Annotated in this window: 1 protein-coding gene; it reads left to right on the top strand. The window is 66.7% G+C overall.

Annotated features, from left to right (window positions below):
* On the top strand, positions 1-629 hold a 629-nt coding region (locus tag DNK49_RS23170; RefSeq protein ID WP_207807107.1), incomplete at its 5' end, for an IlvD/Edd family dehydratase.
* Positions 630-682 lie beyond the last annotated feature (53 nt).

Genomic DNA, 682 nt, shown 5'->3' with positions numbered 1-682 from the left:
CGAACCAGGACGTGGTCTATCGCGTGAAGGATTGCATCACGCCGACCGGGGGCGTGGTGGGCCTCAAGGGCAATCTGGCGCCCGACGGCGCCATCGTGAAGGTCGCCGGCATGCATCGCCTGGTCTTCACCGGCCCGGCACGCTGCTTCGACAGCGAGGAAACCGCCTTCGACGCCGTGGTGAAGGGCAAGTTCAAGGAAGGCGAGGTGATCGTCATCCGCTACGAAGGCCCCAAGGGTGGCCCGGGCATGCGCGAAATGCTGTCGACCACCGCGGCGCTCTATGGCCTCGGCGTCGGCGAGAAGGTCGCCCTGATCACCGACGGCCGCTTTTCCGGCGCCACGCGCGGCTTCTGCGTCGGCCATGTCGGGCCGGAAGCGCAGATCGGTGGCCCGATCGGCCTGCTGAAGAACGGAGACATGATCACCATCGACGCCGTGAAGGGCAGGCTCTCGGTCGCTCTCTCCGAGAAGGAGCTGAAGAAGCGTGCCAAATCCTGGAAGCCCAAGAAGAACGGCTACACCTCCGGGGCGCTGTGGAAGTACGCCGAGCTCGTCGGCCCTGCCGTCGGCGGCGCCGTGACCCACCCGGGAGCGAAGAAGGAAAGCCACGTCTTCGCCGATATCTAGGGAGGCCAGCATGGAGCGGAAGGCAGTCGGCCGGCGAGCCATCGTCGCAGCGG

The sequence above is a fragment of the Parazoarcus communis SWub3 = DSM 12120 genome, assembly GCF_003226565.1.
Classification (GTDB): domain Bacteria; phylum Pseudomonadota; class Gammaproteobacteria; order Burkholderiales; family Rhodocyclaceae; genus Parazoarcus; species Parazoarcus communis.
The sequence above is the reverse complement of the archived record's forward strand: the minus strand, read 5'-3'. Positions and strand labels throughout refer to the sequence as shown.